Origin of the sequence: Streptomyces tailanensis (assembly GCF_008386495.1) — a bacterium.
GTDB lineage: Bacteria > Actinomycetota > Actinomycetes > Streptomycetales > Streptomycetaceae > Streptomyces > Streptomyces tailanensis.
This window is the reverse complement of the sequence record NZ_VTHJ01000015.1, coordinates 131,132-146,910: the sequence shown is the minus strand read 5'-3', so window position 1 is coordinate 146,910 and position 15,779 is coordinate 131,132. Positions and strand designations below refer to the sequence as shown.

At 69.1% G+C, this 15,779-nt stretch carries 18 protein-coding genes; 17 read left to right on the top strand and 1 reads right to left on the bottom strand.

The features are described from left to right. Nucleotides 1–27: 27 nt before the first annotated feature. The 8 genes from lepB to F3T56_RS15105 all read left to right on the top strand — a co-directional run bounded on the left by lepB (nucleotide 28) and on the right by F3T56_RS15105 (nucleotide 6,761). A complete protein-coding gene (lepB, locus tag F3T56_RS15140; protein ID WP_149825712.1) occupies nucleotides 28–768 on the top strand; it encodes a signal peptidase I in 741 nt (246 codons plus the stop codon). Continuing rightward, nucleotides 758–1,291 carry an NUDIX hydrolase gene (locus tag F3T56_RS15135; RefSeq protein ID WP_149825711.1) on the top strand — a complete coding sequence of 178 codons (534 nt, stop codon included), beginning with the start codon at nucleotides 758–760 and terminating at the stop codon, nucleotides 1,289–1,291. The genes lepB and F3T56_RS15135 overlap by 11 nt, the downstream gene beginning before the upstream one ends. Before the next feature lie 56 nt (nucleotides 1,292–1,347). Then, nucleotides 1,348–1,656, top strand: coding sequence for a DUF2469 domain-containing protein (locus F3T56_RS15130; RefSeq protein WP_005311352.1), 309 nt, complete (start codon nucleotides 1,348–1,350; stop codon nucleotides 1,654–1,656). Between the two features lie 118 nt (nucleotides 1,657–1,774). Next, a complete protein-coding gene (locus tag F3T56_RS15125; protein WP_149825710.1) occupies nucleotides 1,775–2,140 on the top strand; it encodes a YraN family protein in 366 nt (121 codons plus the stop codon). Beyond that, complete coding sequence (locus F3T56_RS15120) at nucleotides 2,140–3,762, top strand: YifB family Mg chelatase-like AAA ATPase (RefSeq protein WP_149825709.1); 1,623 nt, start codon at nucleotides 2,140–2,142, stop codon at nucleotides 3,760–3,762. The genes F3T56_RS15125 and F3T56_RS15120 overlap by 1 nt, the downstream gene beginning before the upstream one ends. 34 nt (nucleotides 3,763–3,796) lie before the next feature. Then, complete coding sequence (dprA, locus tag F3T56_RS15115; RefSeq protein ID WP_149825708.1) at nucleotides 3,797–4,957, top strand: DNA-processing protein DprA; 1,161 nt, start codon at nucleotides 3,797–3,799, stop codon at nucleotides 4,955–4,957. A 272-nt stretch (nucleotides 4,958–5,229) separates the two neighbouring features. Further along, entirely contained in the window at nucleotides 5,230–6,066 is an 837-nt protein-coding gene (gene whiG, locus F3T56_RS15110; RefSeq protein ID WP_149825707.1) for an RNA polymerase sigma factor WhiG, read from the top strand. Nucleotides 6,067–6,203: 137 nt separating this feature from the next. Continuing rightward, entirely contained in the window at nucleotides 6,204–6,761 is a 558-nt protein-coding gene (locus F3T56_RS15105; protein WP_149825734.1) for a TetR/AcrR family transcriptional regulator, read from the top strand. A gap of 157 nt (nucleotides 6,762–6,918) precedes the next feature. On the opposite strand, the gene F3T56_RS15100 is transcribed toward F3T56_RS15105, so the two are convergent. Continuing rightward, on the bottom strand, nucleotides 6,919–7,494 hold the full coding sequence (locus F3T56_RS15100; RefSeq protein ID WP_149825706.1) for a M23 family metallopeptidase: 576 nt from the start codon (nucleotides 7,492–7,494) through the stop codon (nucleotides 6,919–6,921). Between the two features lie 273 nt (nucleotides 7,495–7,767). Between F3T56_RS15100 and rpsB the strand changes: the two genes are divergently transcribed. From rpsB to F3T56_RS15060, 9 genes are all read left to right on the top strand, one after another. Beyond that, a complete protein-coding gene (gene rpsB / locus F3T56_RS15095; RefSeq protein ID WP_149825705.1) occupies nucleotides 7,768–8,676 on the top strand; it encodes a 30S ribosomal protein S2 in 909 nt (302 codons plus the stop codon). 159 nt (nucleotides 8,677–8,835) lie between these two features. After that, on the top strand, nucleotides 8,836–9,672 hold the full coding sequence (tsf, locus tag F3T56_RS15090; RefSeq protein WP_149825704.1) for a translation elongation factor Ts: 837 nt from the start codon (nucleotides 8,836–8,838) through the stop codon (nucleotides 9,670–9,672). A 196-nt stretch (nucleotides 9,673–9,868) separates the two neighbouring features. Next, complete coding sequence (gene pyrH, locus F3T56_RS15085; RefSeq protein WP_149825703.1) at nucleotides 9,869–10,627, top strand: UMP kinase; 759 nt, start codon at nucleotides 9,869–9,871, stop codon at nucleotides 10,625–10,627. Between the two features lie 157 nt (nucleotides 10,628–10,784). Continuing rightward, entirely contained in the window at nucleotides 10,785–11,342 is a 558-nt protein-coding gene (frr, locus tag F3T56_RS15080) for a ribosome recycling factor (RefSeq protein ID WP_149825702.1), read from the top strand. Then, nucleotides 11,342–12,469 (top strand): phosphatidate cytidylyltransferase, encoded by a 1,128-nt coding sequence (locus F3T56_RS15075; protein ID WP_149825701.1) that lies wholly within the window; start codon nucleotides 11,342–11,344, stop codon nucleotides 12,467–12,469. Before frr ends, F3T56_RS15075 begins: the two co-directional genes overlap by 1 nt. A 141-nt stretch (nucleotides 12,470–12,610) precedes the next feature. Then, nucleotides 12,611–13,060 (top strand): SRPBCC family protein, encoded by a 450-nt coding sequence (locus F3T56_RS15070; protein WP_149825700.1) that lies wholly within the window; start codon nucleotides 12,611–12,613, stop codon nucleotides 13,058–13,060. Between the two features lie 35 nt (nucleotides 13,061–13,095). Beyond that, nucleotides 13,096–13,272 carry a hypothetical protein gene (locus tag F3T56_RS46165; protein ID WP_172638956.1) on the top strand — a complete coding sequence of 59 codons (177 nt, stop codon included), beginning with the start codon at nucleotides 13,096–13,098 and terminating at the stop codon, nucleotides 13,270–13,272. 51 nt (nucleotides 13,273–13,323) lie between these two features. Then, entirely contained in the window at nucleotides 13,324–14,430 is a 1,107-nt protein-coding gene (gene rlmN / locus F3T56_RS15065; protein ID WP_149825699.1) for a dual-specificity RNA methyltransferase RlmN, read from the top strand. Nucleotides 14,431–14,691: 261 nt separating this feature from the next. After that, nucleotides 14,692–15,774 carry a thiamine ABC transporter substrate-binding protein gene (locus tag F3T56_RS15060; RefSeq protein WP_149825698.1) on the top strand — a complete coding sequence of 361 codons (1,083 nt, stop codon included), beginning with the start codon at nucleotides 14,692–14,694 and terminating at the stop codon, nucleotides 15,772–15,774. The last annotated feature ends 5 nt before the right edge of the window (nucleotides 15,775–15,779 follow it).

The following is a 15,779-nucleotide window of genomic DNA, read 5'->3' as shown; positions in this document are numbered from 1 at the left end:
GAATCTCCGACCTGGGGGAGCATTGGGATGAGCGGGACGACACGTCGTACCGACGAGGGCCACGGACGGCTCGGCAGCACGCTGTCGGGCATCGCCGTGGCCCTCGGCTGTGTGCTCTTCCTGGGCGGCTTCCTGTGGGGCGCGATCGTCTACCAGCCCTACACCGTGCCGACCGACTCCATGGCCCCCACCATCACCTCCGGGGACCGCATCCTCGCCGAGCGGATCGACGGCGGTGACATCAAGCGCGGTGACGTCGTGGTCTTCCGGGAGGAGACCTGGGGCAACGCGCCCATGGTCAAGCGGGTCGTCGCGGTCGGCGGCGACACGATCGCCTGCTGCACCGACGGCAAGCTCACCGTCAATGACGAGAAGATCGACGAGGCCTATCTGCCGGAGGGCGAGGACGCCGAGCTGAGCGGCATCCCGGAGATCACCGTCCCCAAGGGTCGGCTGTTCCTTCTCGGCGATGAGCGCAGCGGCTCCCTGGACTCCACCGCCCACCTCGCGGAGGCCGGTCAGGGCACGGTGCCACGCGGCAATGTGGACGCCCGCGTGGACGCCGTCGTCTGGCCCATGGACGGCATGCTGGCCCGCCCCACGGGCTTCGAGAAGCTCGGCGCGCTCTCCTCTCCCGGCCCGCTGCGGCTGATCACCGTCGCGCTCGTCGTGGGCATGGTGCTCGTCCTGGGCGGCGCCGCCTACGGACCCGTCGCCAAGCGGCTCGGCGGCCGCCCCAAGCAGTCGGAGCCGGCCCGTGTCGCCTGAGCCCGAGCCGCCGTACGAGGACACCTATGAGGGCGGTCTGCGCAAGGTGGCCCGGGTGGTCCTGCTGGATCCGCAGGACCGCATCCTGCTGTTGCACGGGCACGAACCGGACGATCCGGCGGACGACTGGTGGTTCACCCCCGGCGGTGGTGTGGAGGGCACGGAGACCCGTGAGGAGGCCGCGCTGCGCGAGGTCGCCGAGGAGACCGGAATCACGGACGTCGAGCTGGGCCTGGTCCTCTGGCGGCGGACGTGTTCCTTCCCCTTCGCCGGCCGGCGCTGGGACCAGGACGAGTGGTACTACCTGGCCCGTACCGCCGATACGCACCAGCCGGTGCCGGGCGCGGCCCGCCTGACGGACCTGGAACGACGCAGCGTCGCCGGAGCACGCTGGTGGACGTGCGGGGAACTGGCCCGGACGCATGAGACGGTGTACCCGACCAGACTCGCCGAACTGCTGCGCACACTGCTCGACGAAGGTCCCCCGGCCAAGCCCGTGGTCCTTGACACCGAAATTGTCTAAAGGCTTGCGGGGCTGGCGCACAATGGGGGGATCGCACGGCTGAAGGGGAACATGCCATGAGCGCCGAGGACCTCGAGAAGTACGAGACCGAGATGGAGCTGAAGCTCTACCGGGAGTACCGCGATGTCGTCGGTCTGTTCAAATACGTGATCGAGACCGAGCGGCGCTTCTACCTGACCAACGACTACGAGATGCAGGTGCACTCGGTACAGGGCGAGGTGTTCTTCGAGGTGTCCATGGCGGACGCCTGGGTGTGGGACATGTATCGGCCGGCCCGGTTCGTGAAGCAGGTACGGGTACTCACGTTCAAGGACGTGAACATCGAGGAGCTGAACAAGAGCGATCTGGAGCTGCCGGGCAGCTGAGGCTGTGGTGGATGTCATCCGTGTGGGTGGCGAAGTTATCCACAATTGCCCCTCTGTCCACCAAGATCCAATAGCGGGCTGAGTTGCCCTCAGTGTTGGCGCCGGAGGTGGTGCCGACATGAGCAACGCAAGAGGTGCACTCGGCAAGTACGGCGAGGAGCTGGCCGCACGGCGGCTGGCCGACGCCGGGATGACGGTCCTGGAGCGCAACTGGCGCTGCGGCAGGACCGGTGAGATCGACATCGTGGCCCGGGACGGGGACGCGCTGGTCGTCTGCGAGGTCAAGACCCGCAGGGCCGGCCCGTTCGAACACCCGATGGCGGCTGTGACGACCACAAAGGTCGAACGCCTGCGCGGTCTCGCCGAACGCTGGCTCCAGGAACACGGAGGGGCCCCGCCGGGCGGCGTCCGCATCGACGTGGTCGGAGTCCTCCTGCCCACCCGCGGCGCGCCCGTCGTCGAGCACGTACGGGGGGTGGCCTGATGGGATTCGCCCGTACGTGCTCCGTGGCCCTCGTCGGCGTGGAAGGCGTCGTCGTCGAGGTCCAGGCCGACCTGGAACCAGGCGTCGCGGCGTTCACACTGGTGGGGCTGCCGGACAAGAGCCTGACGGAGAGCAGGGACCGGGTCAGGGCGGCGGTGGTCAATTCCGGTGCCGAGTGGCCACAGAAGAAGCTGACGGTGGGACTGAGCCCCGCCTCGGTGCCCAAGGCGGGCAGCGGGTTCGATCTCGCGGTCGCCTGCGCGGTCCTGGGCGCCTCCGAGCGCATCGACCCACGGGTGCTCTCGGACATCGTGATGATCGGCGAGTTGGGACTCGACGGGCGGGTACGGCCGGTCCGCGGCATCCTGCCCGCGGTGCTGGCCGCCGCCGAGGCGGGGTACGAGCAGGTCGTGGTGCCTGAATGCGCGGCCGCGGAGGCCTCGCTGGTGCCGGGCATCTCGGTGCTGGGCGTGCGCACCCTGCGGCAGCTGATCGCTGTCCTCGCGGACGAACCTGTGCCGGACGAGGAACTCGACGAGGGGCGTCCGGACCCGCTGATGGCCGGACTGCGACTGCCGGGCACGGGAGCGGCCACCGGCATGCACACCGCGGGAGCCGCACAGCAGGACCAGGGGCACGATCTCGCCGATGTCGTCGGCCAGCTCGCGGCCCGGACCGCGGTGGAGGTCGCCGCGGCCGGGGGCCACCACCTCTTCCTGGAGGGGCCGCCGGGTGCGGGCAAGACGATGCTGGCCGAGCGGCTGCCGGCCATCCTGCCGAGGCTGAGCAGGGAGGAGTCGCTGGAGGTCACGGCCGTCCACTCGATCGCCGGCCTGCTCCCGGCGGGGAAACCGCTGGTCGACGTGGCGCCCTACTGCGCCCCTCACCACTCGGCCACCATGCAGGCCCTCGTCGGTGGCGGTCAGGGCGTCGCACGGCCGGGCGCGGTGTCGCTCGCCCATCGAGGGGTGCTCTGCCTCGACGAGACTCCCGAGTTCGGCAGCCATGCGCTCGACGCGCTCCGACAGCCGCTGGAAGCGGGGCATGTCGTGATCGCGCGCAGCGCGGGGGTCGTCCGGTTCCCGGCGAAGTTCCTGATGGTCCTGGCGGCCAACCCGTGCCCATGCGGCCGGTTCTCGCGGACGGACGACCTGTGCGAGTGCCCGCCCGCCTCGATCCGCCGCTATCAGGCGAGGCTCTCCGGGCCGTTGCTGGACCGGGTCGACCTCCGGGTCGAGGTCGACCGTGTCACGCGCTCAGAACTCTCCCAGCGTGATGCGCGGGGAGAGTCCACCGTGACGGTGGCCGACCGCGTGCGAGCCGCCAGGGAGCGGGCGGCGGTACGGCTGGCGGGCATGCCGTGGCGGACGAACAGCGAGGTGCCGGGGCGCGAGCTGCGCAGCCGGTGGCACGCGGCGCCGGGCGCGATGGACGAAGCCGAGCGGAGTCTGGAGCGGGGCGTACTGACCGCACGCGGCCTGGATCGGGTGCTGAGGGTCGCGTGGACCATCGCCGATCTCGTCGGTCACGACCGCCCGGACGCGACCGATGTCAACCTGGCCCTGCAGCTTCGCACTGGTGTTCCGCGGGGCGTGCCGATGGCGATCGGGGCGCTGGTATGAAGTGGGCGTTCAGTCTCCCCGTGGTGGGTGAACGATGACCGGTGAGGGTGTGTCGGACGCCGAGCGGCTCGATCGGGTCTTCCTCGCCCGTGTGCTCGAACCCGGGGACGAACTCGGCGGTCGGTGGCTGCGGGAACTCGGCGTCCAGGAGCTGGTGCGGCGCTGCTCGGGGCACGGGCCACCGCTGCCGGGGGCATCGGAGAAGCGGTGGGCGGGGCTGTGTGCCCGCGCCGGGCGGGCCGACCCGGAGAAGGATCTGGCCCAGGCTCAGGCATCCGGTGCGCGATTCCTCGTTCCCGGGGACGCCGAGTGGCCCGGGCAGCTTGATGATCTGGGGGACGGGCGGCCTGTGGGGCTGTGGGTTCGGGGGAAGGCCAATGTGCGGATGTGGGCCTTGCGGTCCGTGGCCGTCGTGGGGGCGCGGGCCTGCACGGAGTACGGGGCCCATATGGCGGCCACGCTGGCGGCGGGGCTCGCCGAGCGGGGGTGGGTGGTCGTGTCCGGCGGTGCGTACGGCGTGGACGGGGCCGCGCACCGAGGGGTGCTCGGGGTCGGCGGCGCGACCGTGGCCGTCCTGGCCTGCGGGGTGGACCAGTCCTATCCGCGGGGGCACGCCCAGCTGATCGGCAGGATCGCGGAACAGGGGCTCGTGGTGGGGGAGTTGCCGCCGGGGGACCATCCGACGCCGAGCCGGTTCATCCTGCGGAATCGGGTCATCGCCGCGTTGACCAGGGGCACCGTGGTCGTCGAGGCGGCCTACCGCAGCGGTGCGCTGGTCACGGCGCGGGCCGCGCAGCGGTTGGGGCGGTTCACCATGGGGGTGCCCGGGCCCGCGACCTCGGCCCTCTCGGCAGGGGTGCACGAACTTCTGCGGGGCGACGCGGAGCTCGTGTCCGACGCCGCCGAAGTCGTCGAGCTGGTGGGTGACATGGGAGAGCTGGCGCCCGACCGGCACGGGCCTGTGCTCCCGCGTGACCTGCTGGAACCCGCCGCACGGCAGGTGCTCGCCGCGCTACCGGGGCGGGGCACCGCGGCGGTCGACGAGATCGCCCGGGGTGCGGGGACGACCGAGGACGACGCGGTCGGGAGACTGTACGAACTCCGATCACTTGGTTACGTCGAACGACATGGCGACAGCTGGAAGTTGACACGCCAGGCGATGATCTCCGTTTCGTCGGATCGGAGGCGAAGTTGACTGAGCGTGTTCGGCCGTCCGGGGGAATGCCTACGGCCTTGCGGTTTCCAGCAGTTCGTGTGCCGGGCCGATCACACAGTGCGACCGTCGTGACACCGTCGGGCGGCCAGCGGAACGTATCTGCCCACGGGCGATCCCTCGCTCTTCGCGCACTGCGACTCCCCAGTCACGCTACGCTCACGAGGATTCCGACACAGGACAGGCAACTCGACATCAGATCGACAGCTCACTCAGGCACTCCCAGTTCACGGCAGAACGGCACAAGGCGACGAATGCCCCAGCACACCTCCGGGTCTGACCGGGCGGCGGTACCCTCCGCCGCTCGCGGCACCGTGCGCCCGCCCGCCCCCTCGACACTCGACGAGCTGTGGCGGACCTACAAGACGACGGGCGACGAACGGCTGCGCGAGCAGTTGATCCTCCACTACTCACCCCTGGTGAAGTACGTCGCGGGCCGGGTGAGCGTCGGCCTGCCGGCCAATGTCGAGCAGGCGGACTTCGTCTCCTCCGGGGTCTTCGGGCTCATCGACGCGATCGAGAAGTTCGACATCGACCGGGAGATCAAGTTCGAGACGTACGCGATCACCCGGATCCGGGGCGCGATGATCGACGAACTGCGCGCGCTGGACTGGATCCCCCGCTCGGTGCGGCAGAAGGCCCGCAACGTGGAGCGGGCGTACGCGACCCTGGAGTCCCGGCTCAGACGCACTCCCAGCGAGGGCGAGGTCGCCGCCGAGATGGGCATCCAGGTCGACGAACTCCACGCTGTCTTCAGCCAGTTGTCGCTGGCCAATGTGGTGGCGCTGGAGGAGTTGCTGCACGTCGGGGGAGAGGGCGGCGACCGGCTCAGTCTGATGGACACGCTGGAGGACACCGCCGCCGACAACCCGGTCGAGGTGGCCGAGGACCGCGAGCTGCGGCGGTTCCTGGCGCGGGCCATCAACACGCTGCCCGAGCGGGAAAAGACCGTCGTCACGCTGTACTACTACGAGGGGCTGACGCTCGCCGAGATCGGGAACGTGCTGGGGGTGACCGAGAGCCGGGTGAGTCAGATCCACACCAAGTCGGTGCTGCAGTTGCGGGCGAAGCTGGCGAGTTTCGGCCGCTGATCCGGTCTGACCTGGCCGAATGTGGGCCGCCCGGTGGCGCTGGGCGGTGCTTGGTGGGTCCGGTCGGGGGAAGCGTCTCCCGTGAGCGGCGGTCCGTCCGTACAGTGGTTGACGTGCCAAGGATTCGAGCGGCCTCCGTGGCCGAGCACCGGTCGATGCAGCGAGCCGCCCTGCTGGACGCGGCTCGGTCTTTGTTGTCCGAGGGTGGGACGGAGGCGTTGACGTTCCCGGCGCTCGCTGAGTGCACGGGGCTGGCGCGGTCGTCCGTGTACGAGTACTTCCGGTCGCGGGCCGCCGTGGTCGAGGAGCTGTGCGAGGTCGACTTCCCGGTGTGGGCGGCCGAGGTCGAGGCGGCGATGGCGGCGGTCGATCGGGCCGAGGACAAGGTCGAGGCGTACGTCCGTAAGCAGCTGGAGCTGGTCGGGGACCGGCGGCATCGGGCTGTGGTCGCGATCTCGGCGAGTGAGTTGGATGCCGGGGCTCGGGAGAAGATCCGAGCCGCGCATGGTGGGCTCGTCGCGATGATCGTGGAGGCGCTCGGGGGGCTGGGGCATGCGGAGCCTCGGTTGGCGGCGATGTTGTTGCAGGGCGTTGTGGACGCGGCGGTGCGGCGGATCGAGTTGGGGGCCGCCGAGGATCCCTCCGCGATCACCGATGCGGCGGTTTCGATGGCCCTCCGAGGTGTGCGGGGCTGAGCCCCCTTGCTTTGAGGCGCCCGGCGTCTTGGGCTGAGCTCGGGGTGGGTTTCGCTCACCGGCGCCTGCCGGGTGCCGCTGCGCCCACCCTCCCCCACTCTCGGCTTCGCTCGAGCGGGAGGTACCCCCATCGCCCCAGCGGCACGACTGCCCGCAGCTATGACAGCGGCAGTAGACGTGATGGGCCCCGTCTCAGGAGCCACGGGGGCAGTAGTGACAGCGGGTTCAGATAGGCGTCCGCTCTGCGTAGGCCCCAGTGGAGGCAGGCCGTCGGGCAGTGGGAGGGGGAGGCTTCCAGGGTGCCCAGGACATCGCCCGCAGCTACCTCGTCGCCCTTCTTCACGGACGCCCGTACCGGTTCGTAGGTCGTGCGCAGGGGCGGGGCGCCCGTGTTGGTCAGTTCGATCGCGATGACTCCTCGACCTGCCACGCGGCCGGCGAAGGACACGCGGCCGGGGGCGACCGCTCGCACCGGGGAGCCGGCGGGGGCGGACAGGTCGATGCCTCGGTGGCCTCTGGCGTAGGGGGTGGGTGGCGGGTCCCAGGAGTGGACCACTGGGGGGCGGAGGCCCACGGGCCAAGCGCGCCCGAGGGCGGGTACCGGCTCCTCGGCGTTCCGAAGACCCGATCCCGTACCCGCTCCTGCCGCCGGAGTGATCAGGAGCAGCGTCACAAGGCACAGCAGCAGCGCCGACCACATCCACACCAGTCGTTTCGTTCGCTCGTCAGACATGCGGGAAGCGTCCCGCGGATGGCCTGATCGTGGCCGGGATCTGTGGAGTACTCGCCGGTTGTGGATATCGGCGTCACCCGGGGCCTCGTGGGTCCCGTACACTTCTGGTGGCGATCCGGGTCACCGGGTCGACTTCGCACGCCCCGGTACGAGGCCCTTCCGTGGTCCGTATCAGCGCCCCTCGGTCCTTTGTGGCAACGGCGCATCGCGGGCGTCAGGCGCGGGAGCCGTCCGGTTCTCGCGGCACAACCGAGAAATTCAAGGAGAACGGCCATGGCCGTCGTCACGATGCGGGAGCTGCTGGAAAGCGGCGTCCACTTCGGTCACCAGACCCGTCGCTGGAACCCGAAGATGAAGCGCTTCATCTTCACCGAGCGCAACGGCATCTACATCATCGACCTGCTCCAGTCGCTGTCGTACATCGACCGCGCCTACGAGTTCGTCAAGGAGACCGTCGCCCACGGCGGCACGGTCATGTTCGTCGGCACGAAGAAGCAGGCGCAGGAGGCCATCGCCGAGCAGGCCACCCGTGTCGGCATGCCCTACGTCAACCAGCGCTGGCTGGGCGGCATGCTCACCAACTTCTCGACCGTCTACAAGCGTCTGCAGCGCCTCAAGGAGCTTGAGCAGATCGACTTCGAGGACGTCGCCTCGTCGGGTCTGACCAAGAAGGAGCTCCTGGTCCTCTCGCGTGAGAAGGCCAAGCTGGAGAAGACCCTCGGCGGCATCCGCGAGATGCAGAAGGTGCCCAGCGCCGTCTGGATCGTGGACACCAAGAAGGAGCACATCGCGGTCGGCGAGGCCCGGAAGCTCAACATCCCGGTCGTCGCCATCCTCGACACCAACTGCGACCCCGACGAGGTCGACTACAAGATCCCGGGCAACGACGACGCGATCCGCTCCGTCACCCTGCTCACCCGTGTGATCGCCGACGCCGTCGCCGAGGGCCTTATCGCCCGCTCCGGCGTCGCCACCGGCGACAAGGGCGAGAAGGCCGCGGGCGAGCCGCTGGCCGAGTGGGAGCGCGACCTGCTCGAGGGCGAGAAGAAGGCCGAGGAGGCCCCGGCCGCCGCTGAGGCTCCGGCTGCCGCCGAGGCTCCGGCTGAGGCCCCCGCTGAGGCCGCTGCCGAGGCCGAGGCCCCTGCCGCCGAGGCTCCGGCCGCGGACGCCGAGCAGGCCTGACCTTCACGGTCGTACGGCTGTCGACATGACGGCGGGTGGCGCCGACCGCGCCACCCGCCGTTCACCCACAGCCCGTAGATCTTCGGCGGGCGCCCGCCCTACGCGCGGCGGCGGACGCCGACTTCGAGACTTCGAACTCCGAGAAGAGATTCACAGATCATGGCGAACTACACCGCCGCCGACGTCAAGAAGCTCCGCGAGCTCACCGGCGCCGGCATGATGGACTGCAAGAAGGCGCTGGACGAGGCCGAGGGCAACGTCGACAAGGCCGTCGAGGCCCTGCGCATCAAGGGCCAGAAGGGCGTCGCCAAGCGCGAGGGCCGCTCCGCCGAGAACGGCGCCGTGGTCTCCCTCATCGCCGACGACAACACCTCCGGTGTCCTGGTCGAGCTGAAGTGCGAGACGGACTTCGTCGCCAAGGGCGAGAAGTTCCAGGCCGCCGCCGCCGCGATCGCCGAGCACGTCGCCAAGACCTCCCCGGCCGACCTCGACGCCCTGCTCGCCTCCGAGATCGAGGCCGGCAAGACCGTCCAGGCGTACGTCGACGAGGCCAACGCCAACCTCGGCGAGAAGATCGTCCTGGACCGCTTCGCGCAGTTCGCCGACGGCTTCGTCTTCGCCTACATGCACCGCACCATGCCCGACCTGCCCCCGCAGATCGGTGTCCTGGTCGAGCTGGACAAGGCCGACGCCGAGCTCGCCAAGGGTGTCGCGCAGCACATCGCCGCCTTCGCGCCGAAGTACCTCTCCAAGGAGGACGTGCCGGCCGAGGTCGTCGAGTCCGAGCGCCGCGTCGCCGAGGAGACCACCCGCGCCGAGGGCAAGCCCGAGGCCGCCCTGCCGAAGATCGTCGAGGGTCGCCTCAACGGCTTCTTCAAGGACGCCACGCTGCTCGGCCAGCCGTACGCGCTGGACAACAAGAAGTCGGTCCAGAAGGTCCTGGACGAGGCCGGTGTCACCCTGAAGCGCTTCACGCGCATCAAGGTCGGCATCTGAGTCCGTTGCACGACCGGCACCCGGCCCCGATAGGGTCGAGTGCAGTCGTTCGCGTATGCCGCCACGTGCGCGCGTGACGCGTGACGGACGACAGCAGATCTGACGAGGAGGCCATTGCCGAGCATGGGTTGCGAACACCACCCCACCGGCAATGGCCTTCTTCGTATGTGCGACACGTAAATGAGGCGAGATCTCCATGACCACCAAGCCCGAGAAGAGCGACGACGGCAAAGTACGCGGCCGGTATCTGCTGAAGCTGTCCGGAGAGGCGTTCTCCGGGGGCGGTGGCCTCGGCGTCGACCCTGACGTGGTGCACGCCATCGCCCGGGAGATCGCGGCCGTCGTACGCGACGGAGCAGAGATCGCGGTCGTCATCGGCGGCGGCAACTTCTTCCGCGGCGCCGAACTCCAGCAGCGCGGCATGGACCGGGCCCGTTCGGACTACATGGGCATGCTCGGCACGGTCATGAACTGCCTCGCCCTCCAGGACTTCCTGGAGAAGGAGGGCATCGACAGCCGGGTCCAGACCGCCATCACCATGGGCCAGGTCGCCGAGCCGTACATCCCGCTGCGCGCCGTGCGCCACCTCCAGAAGGGCCGCGTGGTTATTTTCGGCGCCGGTATGGGCATGCCGTACTTCTCCACCGACACCACCGCCGCCCAGCGCGCTCTGGAGATCGACGCCGAGGCGCTGCTGATGGGCAAGAACGGCGTGGACGGGGTCTACGACTCCGACCCCAAGACCAACCCGGACGCGGTCAAGTTCGACTCCCTCGGCTACGGCGAGGTCATCACCCGCGAACTCAAGGTCGCCGACGCCACCGCCGTCACCCTCTGCCGCGACAACAAGCTTCCGATCCTCGTGTTCGAGCTTCTCAAGGAGGGCAATATCGCGCGGGCCGTCAAGGGTGAGAAGATCGGCACTCTCGTGGGTGATCAGGGAAGCGGGGCCTGACCGGGTCCTTCCCCCTGCCCGGGGGACGGAGCCTGACCGGGGGATGGACAATGTCCTGCCGGTCGGGAACCGTGCAGGAATAAGACGCGACGCAGCCGGCCGCCGACGTGACCAATGAACAGCAGCCGGGCCTACTCAAGACACGCAGGAGCAAGTGGTGATCGAAGAGACCCTCCTCGAGGCCGAGGAGAAGATGGAGAAGGCCGTCGTGGTCGCCAAGGATGACTTCGCCGCGATCCGCACCGGCCGTGCGCACCCGGCGATGTTCAACAAGATCGTGGCCGACTACTACGGTGCGCTGACACCGATCAACCAGCTGGCCTCGTTCTCGGTGCCGGAGCCCCGCATGGCCGTTGTGACCCCGTTCGACAAGACCGCCCTGCGCAATATCGAGCAGGCGATCCGCGACTCCGACCTGGGCGTCAACCCGAGCAACGACGGCAACATCATCCGGGTGGTGTTCCCCGAGCTCACCGAGGAGCGCCGCCGCGACTACATCAAGGTCGCCAAGACCAAGGGCGAGGACGCCAAGGTCTCGATCCGTTCCGTGCGCCGCAAGGCCAAGGACGCCATCGACAAGCTCGTCAAGGACGGCGAGGTCGGCGAGGACGAGGGCCGCCGTGCGGAGAAGGAGCTCGACGACACCACCGCGAAGTACGTCGCCCAGGTGGACGAGCTGCTCAAGCACAAGGAAGCGGAGCTCCTCGAGGTCTGATGAACGACTCATCCTGGGGCGCGCCGCCACAAGCCGGGTACTGGGCGCCGACCGACCGGGGACCTGTCCAGGGGCATGCCCCGGCAGGTCCGGCATACGATGCGCCTGAGGCTCGGCATCCGATGCAGACTCAGCCCATGCCCATCGTGCCCGACGTACCCGCGCATGGCGGGAACCAGGACGACGACCGGGGGGCCGCTCGGCCGGCCGGCCCCCTGTTCCGCGACGAGACGCCGTCGGCGCATCCCTACGGGGAGATGCCGCAGAAGCCGGAGCCCATGCACGACGCCCCTCAGCCCGCCCCGCAGAAGAAGAGCGCGGGCCGTGATCTGAGCGCCGCCATAGGGGTGGGCGTCGGGCTCGGCGCGGTCATCGTCGCGTCGCTGTTCATCGTCAAGGCCGTCTTCGTCGGCGTCATAGCGGTCGCCGTGGTGGTCGGGCTCTGGGAGCTCACCTCACGGCTGCAGGAGCGCAAGGGCATCAGCGCGCCTCTTGTGCCGCTCGCGGTCGGCGGGGCCGCGATGGTCGTCGCCGGGTATGTGCGCGGGCCGGAGGGCGCCTGGGTGGCCATGGCGCTCACCGCGCTCGCCGTCCTCGTCTGGCGCATGACGGAACCGCCGGAAAACTATCTCAAGGACGTCACCGCGGGGGTCTTCGCGGCCTTCTACGTGCCGTTCCTGGCGACGTTCGTCGCGCTGATGCTCACCGCCGACGACGGACCGCAGCGGGTCCTCGTGTTCCTGGTGCTGACGGTCGTCAGCGACACGGGCGCGTACGCAGTCGGCTGGCGCTTCGGCACGCACAAGCTCGCCCCGCGCATCAGCCCCGGCAAGACCCGCGAGGGCCTGCTCGGCGCGATCGCCTTCGCCATGGTCGCGGGCGCGCTGCTCATGCAGTTCGTCATCGACGACGGCACCTGGTGGCAGGGCCTGCTCCTCGGCCTCGCCGTCGCCGCCAGCGCCACACTCGGTGACCTCGGCGAGTCCATGATCAAGCGGGACCTCGGCATCAAGGACATGGGCACCTTGCTGCCGGGCCACGGCGGCATCATGGACCGGCTGGACTCGTTGCTGCCCACGGCGCCGGTGGTGTGGTTGTTGCTGGTGCTGTTCGTGGGCTCGGGCTGACGGGCTCGTACCACGCGATGTGAGTGAGCCCCCGTCCTTTTCCGGGCGGGGGCTTCTTGCCGTGGACCCGCAAGTGGTCCGGTGGGACGATTCTCGTGGAGGCCCTTACAGGGGGGATCGCCCTGAAAGGGGGCGGGCTTCATGTCCGACATCCGTAAATCGATCGACATCGACTGCCGCCCGGAGGAGGCCTGGGCGTACATCACCGAGTTCTCCCACCTCCCCGAATGGCAGGAGAGCGCGGTCTCGACGGAGCAGCTCGACGCCGAGCCGGTCGGTGTCGGCTCCCGGCTGCGCATCACCCGGCACATCGGCCGCCGGGACATCCCGATGACCATGCAGCTCACCGAGTACGAGCCGCCCCGGGTCTGGGGCCTGCAGGGCATCGACGGGCCCGTCCGCGCCCATGTGCACGGTGAGATCACCCCGCTCGACGACGGCCGTCGCTCCCGCGTGACCATGGAGGTCGGCTTCGAGGGCAGGGGTATCGGCAAGGCCCTCGTCCCCCTCGTCGTCCGCCCCCAGATCCGCAAGGAACTGCCGCGCAACGAGCAGCACCTCAAGGACAGGCTGGAGCACCCCGTCGCGTAGACCGCCTGTTCGGTGAGTCGATAAAGTCCGCGCTCATGGGGCGAGCGCGGGTGGGCGACGACGGCAGATACCACGGCGATCTGCCCTGCCGCTGGTGCGAGGTGCTCATCGACCAGGCGGGACGGCGCAAGCCGCGGCTGTACTGCCGTATGTCCCATCGCTGGAAGAACTACGGTGCGTGGATCGTGGGTGTGGTGGGCGGAATCTTCTGACCTCCTGGCCGGCCCGGGTCACACCAGTGGATCTGCGACACTGGTACGGCCATGCCTAAGCCCGGAGAACTCACGTTCGTCGCCCCCCGCGGAGCCAAGAAGCCGCCGCGGCATCTTGCCGATCTCTCGCCTGCGGAGCGTAAGGAAGCTGTCGCCGCGATCGGTGAGAAGCCGTTTCGTGCCAAGCAGCTCTCGCAGCACTACTTCGCGCGGTACGCGCACGCCCCGGAGCAGTGGACCGACATTCCCGCGGGTGCGCGCACGAAGCTCCAGGAGGCGCTGCTTCCGGAGCTGATGACGGTCGTACGGCATCTGTCGACCGACCAGGAGACCACCCGCAAGACGCTGTGGCGGCTGTTCGACGGGACGCTCGTCGAGTCGGTGCTGATGCGGTACCCGGACCGGGTCACCATGTGCATCAGCTCGCAGGCGGGGTGCGGGATGAACTGCCCGTTCTGTGCGACCGGGCAGGCTGGGCTCGACCGGAATCTGTCCACCGCCGAGATCGTCCACCAGATCGTCGATGGGATGCGGGCACTCCGGGACGGGGAGATTCCCGGTGGGCCCGCGCGGCTTTCCAACATCGTCTTCATGGGGATGGGAGAGCCGCTCGCCAATTACAACCGGGTGGTCGGGGCGATTCGGCGGCTCACCGATCCCGAGCCGGACGGGCTCGGACTCTCGCAGCGTGGGATCACGGTGTCGACGGTCGGGCTCGTGCCGGCCATCCACCGGTTCGCCGACGAGGGGTTCAAGTGCCGGCTCGCGATCTCGCTGCACGCGCCGGACGACGAGCTGCGCGACACCCTCGTACCGGTGAACACGCGGTGGAAGGTGCGCGAGGTGCTGGACGCCGGGTGGGAGTACGCGGCCAAGTCCGGGCGCCGGCTGTCCATCGAGTACGCGCTGATCCGGGACATCAACGACCAGGCGTGGCGCGGTGACCGGCTCGGGCGGCTGCTCAAGGGCAAGCCCGTGCACGTCAATCTCATTCCGCTGAACCCGACCCCCGGCTCGAAGTGGACCGCCTCGCGGCCCGAGGACGAGAAGGCGTTCGTGGAGGCCATCGCCGCCCACGGGGTGCCGGTGACCGTCCGGGACACCCGGGGGCAGGAGATCGACGGGGCGTGCGGCCAGCTTGCGGCCACGGAGAGGTAACCGGGGAGCGGCCGAGAGGTAGTAGGGATTCGGCCACGGGGTACTCTGACCTCGGTACACATCTTCATATTCCGACAGGGGAGCGCCACAGCGCTGAGAGTGCGGCAACCGGGCCGCAGACCCTCTGAACCTCGCCCAGGTCATTCTGGGTAGGAAGTTCGGTCATCACTCAAGCTGTTGCGCCCTGCCCGGGAAACCTCCGCGGAATCGGAGTCCCGGGCAGGGCCGCGTCTCTTCCTGGTCACCCCCAGGAGGAATTCAGTGAGCATCAGGACGTTCGTCGCCGCGGCCGTCGGCCTCGGTCTCGTCACGTTGTCCGCATGCGGTTCGTCGTCCGACGACACCGGGTCGGGCGGTGGCGGATCCAAGACGGTCACGGTCGTCAGCCATGGCTCCTTCGCCTACTCCAAGGACGTCATGAAGGCCTTCGAGAAGGAGTCCGGCTACAAGGTCAAGGTCCTCGAGGGCGGCGACGCGGGCCAGGCCGTCAACCAGGCGATCCTGACCAAGGACAACCCGCAGGGCGACGTCTTCTTCGGCGTCGACAACGCGCTGCTGTCCCGGGCGCTCGACAACGGCCTCTTCCAGCCGTACGAGGCGAAGGGGCTCGACAAGGTCGGCGCCGAATACCAGCTCGACAAGGACGAGCACCGGGTCACGCCCATCGACTCCGGCGACATCTGCGTCAACTACGACAAGGCCTACTTCACCAAGAACAAGATCGAGCCCCCGCAGACCTTCGACGATCTGATCAAGCCCGAGTACAAGGACCTGCTCGTCACCGAGAACGCCTCCACCTCCTCCCCGGGGCTCGGATTCGTCCTCGGTACCGCCGCGAAGTACGGCGACGACGGGTGGGAGAGCTACTGGGAGAAGCTCAAGGCCAACGGGGTGAAGGTCGTCGACGGCTGGGAGCAGGCCTACTACCAGGAGTTCTCCGGGTCCACCGACGGCAAGAAGGCCGGTGGCGACCGGCCGCTCGTCGTCTCGTACGCCTCCTCGCCGCCGGCCGAGGTCATCTACGCCGAGCCGCGCCCGAAGGCCGCGCCCACCGGGGTCGCGACCGGCACCTGCTTCCGGCAGATCGAGTTCGCGGGGCTGCTGAGCAACGCGAAGAACGCCGAGGGCGGCAAGGCATTCATCGACTTCCTGATCTCGAAGGAGTTCCAGGAGGACATGCCGCTCAACATGTTCGTGTACCCGGTGGTCGAGGGGGCGTCCGTGCCCGCCGAGTTCACCGAGTACGGGCCGGCGGCGAAGGATCCCGAGACGATGGCGCCGGAGAAGATCGCCGAGAACCGTGACCAGTGGGTCAAGTCGTGGAACTCGCTCGTACTGAAGTAGCCAAG

Coding starts and splice junctions, on each gene's coding strand:
- lepB (WP_149825712.1), top strand. CDS start 28: ATGAGCGGGACGACACGTCGTACCGACGAGGGCCACGGACGGCTCGGC.
- F3T56_RS15130 (WP_005311352.1), top strand. CDS start 1,348: ATGAGCGCCGAGGACCTCGAGAAGTACGAGACCGAGATGGAGCTGAAG.
- F3T56_RS15125 (WP_149825710.1), top strand. CDS start 1,775: ATGAGCAACGCAAGAGGTGCACTCGGCAAGTACGGCGAGGAGCTGGCC.
- F3T56_RS15120 (WP_149825709.1), top strand. CDS start 2,140: ATGGGATTCGCCCGTACGTGCTCCGTGGCCCTCGTCGGCGTGGAAGGC.
- dprA (WP_149825708.1), top strand. CDS start 3,797: ATGACCGGTGAGGGTGTGTCGGACGCCGAGCGGCTCGATCGGGTCTTC.
- whiG (WP_149825707.1), top strand. CDS start 5,230: ATGCCCCAGCACACCTCCGGGTCTGACCGGGCGGCGGTACCCTCCGCC.
- F3T56_RS15100 (WP_149825706.1), bottom strand. CDS start 7,494: ATGTCTGACGAGCGAACGAAACGACTGGTGTGGATGTGGTCGGCGCTG.
- rpsB (WP_149825705.1), top strand. CDS start 7,768: ATGGCCGTCGTCACGATGCGGGAGCTGCTGGAAAGCGGCGTCCACTTC.
- tsf (WP_149825704.1), top strand. CDS start 8,836: ATGGCGAACTACACCGCCGCCGACGTCAAGAAGCTCCGCGAGCTCACC.
- pyrH (WP_149825703.1), top strand. CDS start 9,869: ATGACCACCAAGCCCGAGAAGAGCGACGACGGCAAAGTACGCGGCCGG.
- F3T56_RS15075 (WP_149825701.1), top strand. CDS start 11,342: ATGAACGACTCATCCTGGGGCGCGCCGCCACAAGCCGGGTACTGGGCG.
- F3T56_RS15070 (WP_149825700.1), top strand. CDS start 12,611: ATGTCCGACATCCGTAAATCGATCGACATCGACTGCCGCCCGGAGGAG.
- F3T56_RS46165 (WP_172638956.1), top strand. CDS start 13,096: ATGGGGCGAGCGCGGGTGGGCGACGACGGCAGATACCACGGCGATCTG.
- rlmN (WP_149825699.1), top strand. CDS start 13,324: ATGCCTAAGCCCGGAGAACTCACGTTCGTCGCCCCCCGCGGAGCCAAG.